Consider the following 10993-nt stretch of genomic DNA (forward strand, 5'->3'; position numbering starts at 1 on the left):
TATAAACACCTGGCATAGGTTATGCAAACACGCTTGCATATATGCCCATATTGGATCTTTTAAAAAGTAGTCAGCTACCCCACGCCTAAAGGCGGGGGAGTAGCTGATCCAAATATTCATTGCTAACGATTTTTAAAATCCACTCTACATCCAAATTCACTATCAAGTAAAAGATTCACTTTTTTCATTTTTTTATCAAACCCTCGGATTTTGACCTCGATTTGCCCTTTTTGTAGTAGCTCTTTTGCCTGCTTTTTGGTTAAAGCTTTTCCGCCAAATCGCTTAATAGCATCTTTGAAAATAGCAAACTCGCACCCCTCCTCCCACCTGCTGCATCCAAAACTGAGAGGATACTCCACTACATCTACCCCGCACACTGGGCAACTCCCAAGTGATTTTGCTGCAACTCCTGCTTCAAAGTCAACTTGCGCTAAATACTTCCCATCCTTTTGCACAAGCTCTACCCAATAAAGACGCTCAACCCCACTACTCATTCTAAAAGAGAGTTGGGCTGAATCCTTCAATAGTGCTCGCATCTCTTTGGGAGTGATAGTTGGGTGTCCAAGATGAGATAGGGAGCTTTTGCCGATGCTAAAGTCACACCCTTTTACAAATCCAGCACACCCATAAAAGCTTCCTCTATCTACAACAGCCTTACCGCACTTTGGACACTTTCCCACTTTAGATTGCATCAAGTTTTGCTCTTACTCTTTTGACAAACTCTGCCATCGAAGGCAACTGCACATTACCTTCTCGCTGCTCCTTGCCCCAGAGAGGCTCAGGGAAAAAACTGTCATTTTTAAATCTAGCTTGTATGTGCCAGTGTACCTGGGGTACATAGTTGCCAAAGGAGGCAATATTAATCTTATCTGGTTTAAAATATTCAATCATCTCTTTTTCGATAATTTCCAGAGCTTTGTAAATTATCTCTTTTGTCGTTTTATCGCATTCACTCATCTCTTTACACTTCCTTTTTGCAAAGATTTTGAGCCACGGAATTTCACAAGGCTCTATTTCTATATAAATATAAGTATTTTCATAAATCATCCAAACTCCTTGTTGATAGCCTCCACAGCTTTAGCTATGATTTCTCGCTTTGTAGCTACATTCATGCGCATAAAACCACTTCCCTCTTTGCCAAACTCTATGCCGCTATTGAACCCTACTTTTGCTCCATGTATCATTTTGCTGCGCAGCTCTTTGTCGCTAAGTCCAAATTCTCTAAAATTGAGCCACAAAAGATAGGTTCCCTCTGGGATTTTTCTTTTTATTTTTGGTGTAAGATTTGCATCCACATACTCAATATTGCTACGCAGATACTCCTTGAGGACTTCAAGCCACTCATGCTCTTTATAAGCAGCAGTAATTGCCAAAATTCCAAGAGAATTGAGGGATAGATAGCTACTATATAGAGCTTTTATAAACTCTTCTCGCAAAATTTCATCTGGAATAATTGCATAGGCAGCCTGGAGCCCAGCGAGATTGAAACTTTTGCTCACTGCATAGAGTCCTATGGTTTTAGGATGAATAGAAGCTGTTGGGATGTGCTTTTTCCATGTGATATCTGCATGTATCTCATCACTTATGATCACTTGTTCACCCATAATTTTGCTTAGCTTTTCTAGCTCCTCACGACTCCAGACTCTGCCTACAGGATTGTGGGGAGAGCAAAAGAGAAGCGCATCAAAACTTTTGTTTTGCAAATCATCAAAATCGATCTCTCCATTTTGCAATGGATTTGTGACAAGTTCTTTACCATTTTTGGTCACAATGGAGAAAAAGGGAGGATAGATGGGAGGCTGGATAGCTACCCTTTTATAGGGTTTGATAGCCTGAGCGATAGCAGCAAGAACTCCAGGGACCGGGACAATCCACTTACGTTCTACTTTCCAATCAAAACGCCTCTTATGCCAAGAGATTATGCTCTCATAAAACTCATCTGCTACTATGTCATATCCCAAGTCGCCGCGATTAATGCGCTGCTTGAGGGCTTCTACTACTCCATCAGGCGCCGCAATATCCATATCAGCTACCCAAAGAGCGAGCAGATCGTCTCTACCAAATCGCTTCTTCAATCCATCCCACTTCTGGCTTCCGGGACGAGGAAGCACAAATCTTAGCATTTTTTCCATACACTCACATCTGCTATGGTATGCTGGAATTTTCTTGCAGTCTCACGAATGACAAAAGGCTGATCAAAGCGATCAAGCAGCTCAAACTCTGGCTCCAAAATCTCTCGCAGCACTTCAAAACTCTCTTTTTCTCCTCCAAGCCAAGCATCTTTTGGAGTATAGGCCTCATCCCATGTATATGGACTTGCTATCATCAAAACACCACTTTTATTGATCCGCTCTTTGATATCTTCTAAAAACTTCTTCGGATCATAAAGTCTATCGATAAGATTGAGCGCCATGACAAGATCATAACCTGTGTAGAGAGGCCTAAGATTGCAAGCATCTGCTTGATAGAAGTGACAACACTGAGCAAGATTTGGTGCGATAAACGACTCAAGCGTTACGCTCTTTTCCTCCACTCTTTCACCCTCTATAGCAATTGCATAGTCAAAGCTTCCTTTCTCTTTAAGCTCATTTGCCACCATGATAAATCTGGCACTAAAATCAAGCCCCCATACCTCATCGAAGTATTTTGCTAGTTCAAACGTTCCTCGCCCAACAGCACAGCCAATATCGAGGGCTTTATTGAAGTTTGTCGTATATTTGGCCGCTCTTTTAGCCAAAGTTGCCGGAAAATTTGGAACGCCGAAATACTCACTCCCATAGTGAAACTCACAGTATTGCGCTATCTCTTTGTCACTTTCATAAAAACGCTGCTGCATCTCATCCTCCTCTCCTATGATATAGCGAAATCCTGCATGCTGGAAAAAGTGGCGGCGAAAGGCATAGCGGCTGAGAGGATTTGCTTCATTGCCGCAAGAGATAAATGAACCACTTTTGATGATATTATGCCGATTATCAAATGTGGGGACACTAAAGTCATCGTAAACTGGATGGACTTTAAAGCCTTCAAAAGGATGGATAGGAGTCTGGGTCCATTGCCAGACATTGCCTATCACATCATAAAACTCTCCATGCTTAAATCTCTCTATGCTACAAGAGCTAAAGAAGTGGCGTAGCTCAATATTGGCATCATCTATCTGGCTTTGCGCATAGAGTCTGTGCCATTTGGCTTCTGTTGAGAGTGTGATATCTTTGCCAAGCTTTTGTGTAAGATAGTTGCAAAAGGCTTTGGCTTCGTGGTAGTTTACATCCACTGGCCAATCAAGTGGCAGAGGAAGCTCTTTATTGATTGCGCGGTATATCCATTCTCCATTTATTTTACGCCAAAATGTTGGGTGTTTTGCATCTTTGTAGCTGCGCCATTGCCACCCCTCCTCTTCCCAAAACTCCTCCCTCTCATATCCGCCATTTTCTACAAATTCCAAAAACTCACCATTACTCACAAGATATTTGCTCGCATAGAAGTCTTTGACAAGCACCTTTTCACTTCCAAACTCATTGTCCCAACCATAAAAAAGAGGATTTTCTTTGCTTCTACCAAGTTCAACCAAGCCACCTGCTACTTTGATAAGCTCATTTTTTGGAAAAGTGGTAGTTGAGAACTCTTCGCAAACTGGTACGATAAAATCATCCTCTTTGAGATATTTGAGATCCAATTGACGAAAAAGAACACTAGAAGTTTCTAGGTGAATAAGCTCATGCTCAATCCCCATCAAAATAATCCACCATGGACTCTCCCAACCAATCGGCTTATCAAGAGATAATCTATCAATAAGATCCAAAACTATCTGTTTTACTTCCTGACGGTACTCTCTTACCTCCCTAACTTGTGGCCAATCGTAATGACTGCTATCAAGATCATCCCAGCTCATCTCATCTACACCGATTGCAAAGATCGACTCGTACTCCTCATTGACACGCTTATCTATAAGTTTTGCAAGGCGGAGTTTATTGATATAAAATACTGCAGTATGTCCATAGTAAAAGATCAGAGGATGACGCAGAGGCTCTGGCTGCTGATAAAAAGCTACATCATTTTTCAAAAGATCAAATAGTTTCTCATAGGTCTTATAACTCCATAAAAAATAGGAGCGGATCTGCTCTTTGGTAATATTTTCTAGCTGCACATTTCCTCTTTTTTTCTTTTAATTGTAACATAGCAGGTTTTCATTAAGGCTACCTATATTACAATGGATAAAAATTTCAAAAGGAGTATAATGAAAAAAGTTTTCCTTATAGTTACAATTGCACTTTCACTCTTTGCCCAGATCACTTGGCAAAACGATTTTGAAAAAGCATACAAAGAGTCTTTAGAAAGCGGCAAGCCCCTTTTTGTGTTTATAGAGCGGCGCTATCCTCCATGTAAATGGTGCGAGAGAATGCAGCGAACCACTTTAGCCGATCAAAATATCAGTAACTATATCAATAACAACTTCATTCCCGTCAAACTTGAAAAATCAACAAGCTCGTATCCATCGGAGCTCTATCCACGCTATGTTCCTACGATATATGTTATCAAAGGGGAATACGTTATAAAAAAGATTATAGGATATTGGAATAAAAATGATTTTTGGAGTGATCTAAGAGACGTAGAGAGATTACTTAATAGCAAAAGTAAAAGAAACAAGTAATTAAGATAAATTGAGTCCTAATTAAGCTTGTTTGGATACTATTTTTGCATAGCATACCTACAATTGAAAGGATGAAAGATGGAAAAAGTACCTGTTTTTGACCCGACTCCTAGAATAAAAGAGCGTGCTCGCATTAATTCTATGGATCAGTATTGGCAAATGGTAAAAGAGGCTGAGAGTGATTATGAAGGATTTTGGGACAGACTGGCAAAAGAGAAGATTAATTGGCGAGAGTCTTATACAAAAGTACTGGATGAGAGTGATGCGCCGTTTTATAAATGGTTCGTAGGTGGTAAGCTCAATGTCACTGAGCAGTGTATCGATAGACACTTAGAAAACAGAAAAAACAAAGCTGCAATTATTTGGGAAGGTGAGCCGGGGGACAAAAGAGTTATCACCTATCTTGATCTTTACTATGAAGTGAACAAGTTTGCAAATCTTCTCAAAAACAAGTTTGGTATCAAAAAAGGTGATCGCGTTGTTATCTATATGCCAATGATTCCAGAAGCTGCTTTTGCAATGCTAGCGTGTGCGAGAATCGGAGCGATTCACTCAGTAGTTTTTGGTGGATTTAGCACCGAAGCCTTGCGCGATCGTATTGCTGATGCACAAGCAAAACTCGTCATCACTGCTGATGGAGCATATAGACGCGGTAAACCATATCTTCTCAAACCTGTTGTAGATGTGGCACTCTCAAAAGATTGTGAGAGTGTAGAAGCAGTATTGGTAGTAAGAAGAAACAACGAAGAGATCAAGTGGCATGAGGGAAGAGACTATGACTACTTTGAGCTAGTCAAAGATATGCCTACTCGTTGTGAGCCTGAAATCATGGACAGTGAAGATCCACTCTTCTTGCTCTATACTTCAGGCAGTACCGGCAAGCCAAAAGGTGTGCAGCATTCACAAGCTGGATATATTCTGTGGGCACAACTGACAATGGAGTGGGTATTTGATATCAAGGATACTGATACTTACTGGTGTACTGCTGATATCGGCTGGATTACAGGGCATACATATATTGTTTATGGACCATTAGCTGCAGGTGGTACAACCCTCATGTACGAAGGAACTCCCACATATCCAGATGCTGGTAGATGGTGGAGAATGATTGAAGAGCACAAAGTCAACCAGTTCTATACAGCACCGACTGCTATTCGCCTCTTGCACAAACTTGGACCAGACGAGCCAGACAAATATGATCTTAGCAGCCTCTATATCCTCGGAACTGTAGGTGAACCTATCAACCCGGATGCTTGGATGTGGTACTTTGAAAAAGTGGGTGGCGGACAGTGCCCAATTGTGGATACCTGGTGGCAGACTGAAACAGGAGGCCACATGATTAGTCCACTTCCAGGTGCAACTCCAATCAAACCAGGCTCAGCCACCTTCCCACTTCCAGGAATCTTTGCTGAGATCATCGATAAAGATGGCAATAAAATGCCTCCAAATGAAAAAGGGTATCTCTGTATCACCAAGCCTTGGCCAAGTATGATTAGAACTATCTGGGGAGATCCAGATAGATTTGTCAAAAGCTACTTTGGCACATGTAAAAAAGATGGAAAGCCAGTCTATTTCAGTGGGGATGGTGCGATTTATGATGAAGATGGCTACATCTGGATCACAGGACGTATGGATGATGTGATTAATGTCAGCGGTCACCGCCTAGGCACTGCAGAGATCGAAGCAGCTATCGGCCACCATCCAAGAGTTGCAGAGTGCGCAGTTGTGGGAAAACCGCATGAAGTGAAGGGAGAGAGTGTCTTCGCATTTGTAGTGCTCAAAGACGATGAAGGCATGGCAGATGAGATGGAACTCATCAAAGAGATCAATGAAGTAATCACAAAAGATATCGGGCCACTTGCAAAATGCGACGAGATAGCATTTGTACCGGGCTTGCCAAAAACAAGAAGCGGGAAGATCATGCGAAGAATCCTCAGAGCCATCGCAAAAGGTGAAGAGATCAAACAAGATACTTCAACACTCGAAGATCCAAGTGTTGTAGAAAAGATTATCCAAATCGTACAAAAGTAAGAGGCCTAGCCTCTTACAGACCACATCCTCTGCTTCCACAACCTCCACTAGTTATGTGAAACTCCTCCTCATAGCCGCAAAATTCACACCTATAAATTACATTTGTAGTACCACTACACCCCATACTTTTACTGCGCTTGATGGTTATGCTTTCACGATCACACTCAGGACAAAAGCCCCTTTGTATTTTGCTCAGCTTCTTGCCCTTTTGCTGCAAAAAGAGAATATATGCCAAAGTCCCTAAAGCTACAACAATAACGAGAACTACAAAGGTATACATCTACTCTCTTGCAAAGACGCTTGAGGTGGAGCAGATTGTTTGGAGCATATATTTTGCATCGAGATTTCCTCGCCTATTGGCTCTTTTCCACCACTCTATAGCTTTTTCCTGAGACTTTTCTACGCCCCACCCTTCATAATACATCATACCTATATAGTACATCGCCTCTGCATCGCCCTCTTTTGCCAAAGCTTTGAAAAGCGGCAACGCCTCTTCAAATTTATCTGCTTCAAAGAGCTCTATAGCCTTATTTAGCATCTACCCTCCTTTTTCTGTGTAATGGAGTTTCAATCCCTCTTCACTCATGATAAATCCGTTAATAATGATCTTACCGTCATGCACCATCTTGTGATGTTTTGCACAAAGAGGAATGAGATTGTATTTGTGATTTGCTTTGAAGTGGTCTATAAATCCCTCTTTTGCTCTCATTTGCGGTGCGATATGATGTACCTCTTCGACTGGCGCATTGCATATTGCACACTTTGTTAAGTATACCTTTTTATTATAACGGCTACGTCTTCTCTCTTTGAGTAGTTCTACCTCACTCTTTTGTCCAGTCAACTCTTTGCGTATCACATAAGCATACTCTAAAAACTTTTTATCCATATGGAGAGCTTTTGCAAACTCAAGTCCATACATGGTGCTTCCACTTCCAACTTGCAACTTCCTATCATAGATGAGCCTATCTTTTTCTTCATCATAATAAACTCCAAGATGCAAAAAAACGATATTTGGAAGCTCTTTGATATCTTTGATAGAAGAGAGCTGGTGCAGATGTGTAGCAAAGACAAAGTAACTGCCGATTTCACTGAGTCTCTTTATCGCAGCACTCACGATTGAGAGAGCCGAATAGGTCTCCGTCCCATGGCTTATCTCATCACCAAGAACAAGTGAGTTTGCCGTAGCGCGATTGAAGATGTTTTTGAGTTCTAGCATCTCTATAGCAAATGTAGAGAGACCTTTGTAGAGATTATCTTTTGAGACAATTCTCGTAAAAATTTTATCTATAAGTCCAAAGCGCATCTTCGCCGCTGGCACAAAAAAACCAGCCTGCGCCATTACTACTGCAATCCCGATACTCTTCATAAGCGAGCTTTTGCCGCTAGAGTTGATACCATAGAGCAGTACTCCTCGCACCTCTTTGCCACCACTTGCTTCGATGGTTACATGCTCATGCTCACTTTGAACACTCCCTAGCAGCAAATCATTAGGAATATAGATACCATTCTCTTCGCGCGATTCTATAATGGGGTGGCGCAGAGCAATAAACTCTAGCTGTTGCTCATCTACAATCTCTGGTCTTGCATAGTTATAAATCTTGGCCACCTTAGCACCACTGATAGCAAAATCAAGCTCTCCAATATACTCTATCAATTTTTCAAGCAATGCGCTAAACTGCAGCTCCAGTTCTTCTAATGTCTCCATGTAGCTCTTTTTTACTAGAGCTACCAAGCGCGATTGCAAAGCAATATACTCTTGAGAGAGATCTTCTATGTAACTATTTGTAAGTTTGACACTGTTTTTGAGGCGCTTAATCTGAAAATCTTTGAAAAAGTGGTGCTCTCCATCTACTGTTACAAAACTTTGTACTAGTTTTTCTTCGATAAGTTTATAGCGATTTTTTGTAAGATTGATAAAAAATCCCTCACTCTCTAGCCAACCCAAAGAGACGAAAGATTCGTCTTTGTCAAAAAAACCTTGAATATGCCCTACAAACTGCTCTAGTTTTGCAAGAATCTGTGCAATCTCCTCTTCAATTTTATCTATGAAGAGATTGACTCCTTCATTGAAAATATTTCCTTCAATCTGATCGCGACGATACCTAGCGCTTTGCTCAAGATCAAAAATACGCTCAAGGGATGTGCGAAAAGTGTGAATATCTTCAAAATTAAAATGAGCAATATCTACTTTGCTCCCCTCCAATTCCTTATAAATCTTCTCAATAGCATACAATGAGGTGTGCAAATAGTTTATCTCAAATGGGTGGAGCTTTTTGAGTTTTATACGACGCAAAATGCGCTCGATATCATAGACTTGCTTCAAGAGGCGCTCAAACTTTTCGTAACTATCCAAAAACAGCTCTGTTAAATCATAGCGCCTTTGCAGCTCTTTTTGATCTTGGATTGGATTGAGAAGTCTCTCTTTTAAAAGCCTCTTGCCAAGGGGTGTGGATGTTTGGTCGAGGAGTTTGAGAAGTGTCATCTCCTCTGGATCACGTGAGATAATATTGAGCTGCTCAAGAGCGTTATTGCCTAGATAGACATAGCGTTTATTCCCTAAAAACTGCGGCCGCATCAGTTTTTGCACCAAAGATGGGTCGTGATCAATTATAAAATCGATCAAAAGCACTAGTGCCTCACTCGCATATGGAAAGCGCTCTAGATCGAGATACTCAATGGGTGAAAGAATTGAGTGAATTGCGTAGATGGATGCAAAGAGTTCGTTTTGGTAGTCAATTTTGGCTCTAGAAGTATTGGTATTATATGTGTAGTGTTCAAGCTCTAGGTAGCTTTGTACAAACTCTCTGTCTACATCACCATCGTATGTGAGGATAATTTCACTCGTCTGGTAAGTCTGCAAAAGTGTAAAGAGTTCATCAAGTGCAAAAGTTTTATCATCTTTGGTTGAATAGAGCTGATTGACAAAACATTTGCCTGTAGTCACATCTACCGCTGCATACCCAGCATAGTAGCTTCCTTTATTGGAACCCACAATGATAGAAGCGATGAAATTCTCCGTAGGCTCAGCCTGATAGTCAAAATTGGTACCGGGAGATATGATATTAGCGATATAGCGCTTGACATTTGGTGGCTCACCCTTTTGGCGCACTAAGACTACAGTATATTTCTTGCTCTGTACAAGGCGGCTTAGATAGCGTTCAAGTGCAAAGTTTGGCACTCCTGCCATCAATGGATTGGCGATGGAATTTTCTATGATAGCTTTGTTTTTGCGAGTGAGTTGGATATTGAGAAACTCTGCTATCTCTTTGGCTTTGCCGATTTTGAGCTCATCATTATTGACTTCATATACCTCAAAAAAAGAGCCTATCTCCATCAAAACTACGGTATTTTGTCCATACTTTTGTTCAAAATAGCGCTGCAATTCAAAGTAGATTTCTGTGAGGAGTCGCTTTTTATCATTGAGAAGCTCATACAGATGCGATAGCTCTTTTTCCAACCAAACCCTTTTTTTGTATAATTTTAGCAAAAAAGGCGTAAAATGGAACTTTGTGTAGCACTCGATCTCCCCTCGCGCGAGCAAAATCTCTCTTTAGCAAAAGAGCTCAAAGATTTCCCTGTCTGGCTCAAAGTTGGTCTGCGCAGCTATATACGAGACGGAAAAGAGTTTATACAAGATCTCAAATCCATTAACACGAAGTTTAAGATTTTTGCAGACCTCAAGCTCTACGATATCCCAAACACTATGGCAGATGCAGCTGAGGAACTTACAAAAATTGGTATTGAGATGTTCAATATCCATGCAAGTGCTGGAAGAGAGGCTATGCAAACTGTTATGCATCGACTTGAACAGTTTTCCAAAAGGCCTCTTGTACTAGCTGTAACCGTTCTCACATCCTTTAATGAAGAGCAGTTTCGATCTATCTATAATGCTTCAATTGATGAAAAAGCTACACAATTTGCCAAAGATGCTTATGAAGCTGGGCTCGATGGTGTTGTTTGCAGTGTGTTTGAGAGCAAAAGGATCAAGCAGATAATATCTTCTGATTTCATCACCCTCACACCAGGCATTCGCCCCTTTGGAGAAGACGCAGGAGATCAAAAACGTGTAGCAGGCATTGAGATGGCAAAAGCTAATGAAAGTGATATCATCGTCGTTGGGCGCCCAATATACAAAGCCAAAAACCCCAAAGAGGTGGTAGAAAAAATATTGACAAAACTGTGATTTTTTTCTATAATGCCAACTCCACAAGGACAGGTGGGTGAGCTGGCTGAAACCACCTCCCTGCTAAGGAGGCGTACCCATTGCGGGTACCGAGGGTTCGAATCCCTCCCTGTCCGCCACGACTTCTCCAT

General features: G+C 41.2%; 10 protein-coding genes and 1 tRNA gene. 4 read left to right on the forward strand and 7 right to left on the reverse strand.

What is annotated here, in order from left to right; all coding sequences use genetic code 11:
- Positions 1-122 precede the first annotated feature (122 nt).
- Genes JG734_RS07015 through ovoA form a run of 4 tightly spaced genes read right to left on the reverse strand, consistent with a single transcriptional unit; the run spans position 123 to position 4144 of the window.
- Positions 123-692, reverse strand: a complete 570-nt coding sequence (locus JG734_RS07015; RefSeq protein WP_201332579.1) for a hypothetical protein — start codon at positions 690-692, stop codon at positions 123-125.
- Complete coding sequence (locus tag JG734_RS07020) at positions 682-1047, reverse strand: HIT family protein (RefSeq protein ID WP_236586826.1); 366 nt, start codon at positions 1045-1047, stop codon at positions 682-684. Before JG734_RS07020 ends, JG734_RS07015 begins: the two co-directional genes overlap by 11 nt.
- A complete protein-coding gene (locus tag JG734_RS07025; RefSeq protein ID WP_201332580.1) occupies positions 1044-2132 on the reverse strand; it encodes a MalY/PatB family protein in 1089 nt (362 codons plus the stop codon). The genes JG734_RS07020 and JG734_RS07025 overlap by 4 nt, the downstream gene beginning before the upstream one ends.
- Positions 2117-4144 (reverse strand): 5-histidylcysteine sulfoxide synthase, encoded by a 2028-nt coding sequence (gene ovoA, locus JG734_RS07030; protein ID WP_201332581.1) that lies wholly within the window; start codon positions 4142-4144, stop codon positions 2117-2119. The genes JG734_RS07025 and ovoA overlap by 16 nt, the downstream gene beginning before the upstream one ends.
- A gap of 90 nt (positions 4145-4234) precedes the next feature.
- Here ovoA and JG734_RS07035 point away from each other — a divergent pair, with 90 nt between their 5' ends.
- Entirely contained in the window at positions 4235-4648 is a 414-nt protein-coding gene (locus tag JG734_RS07035) for a thioredoxin family protein (RefSeq protein WP_201332582.1), read from the forward strand.
- 141 nt (positions 4649-4789) lie between these two features.
- A complete protein-coding gene (gene acs / locus JG734_RS07040) occupies positions 4790-6679 on the forward strand; it encodes an acetate--CoA ligase (RefSeq protein WP_370583639.1) in 1890 nt (629 codons plus the stop codon).
- A gap of 13 nt (positions 6680-6692) precedes the next feature.
- Here the strand turns inward: acs and JG734_RS07045 are convergent, their stop codons facing one another.
- The 3 genes from JG734_RS07045 to JG734_RS07055 are packed head-to-tail and all read right to left on the reverse strand — an operon-like array spanning position 6693 to position 10136.
- Positions 6693-6959 carry a hypothetical protein gene (locus tag JG734_RS07045; RefSeq protein ID WP_201332584.1) on the reverse strand — a complete coding sequence of 89 codons (267 nt, stop codon included), beginning with the start codon at positions 6957-6959 and terminating at the stop codon, positions 6693-6695.
- Positions 6960-7217 (reverse strand): tetratricopeptide repeat protein, encoded by a 258-nt coding sequence (locus JG734_RS07050; RefSeq protein ID WP_201332585.1) that lies wholly within the window; start codon positions 7215-7217, stop codon positions 6960-6962.
- The gene (locus tag JG734_RS07055) at positions 7218-10136 is read right to left on the reverse strand and encodes an HNH endonuclease (protein ID WP_201332586.1); all 2919 of its coding nucleotides are present in this window, start codon (positions 10134-10136) and stop codon (positions 7218-7220) included.
- A 42-nt stretch (positions 10137-10178) separates the two neighbouring features.
- On the opposite strand from JG734_RS07055, the gene pyrF reads away from it, so the two are divergent.
- Positions 10179-10862, forward strand: a complete 684-nt coding sequence (gene pyrF, locus JG734_RS07060; RefSeq protein WP_201332587.1) for an orotidine-5'-phosphate decarboxylase — start codon at positions 10179-10181, stop codon at positions 10860-10862.
- A gap of 27 nt (positions 10863-10889) precedes the next feature.
- Positions 10890-10981, forward strand: a tRNA-Ser gene (locus JG734_RS07065).
- Positions 10982-10993: the final 12 nt, after the last annotated feature.

Origin of the sequence: Nitratiruptor sp. YY09-18 (assembly GCF_016593235.1) — a bacterium.
Taxonomy (GTDB): domain Bacteria; phylum Campylobacterota; class Campylobacteria; order Campylobacterales; family Nitratiruptoraceae; genus Nitratiruptor.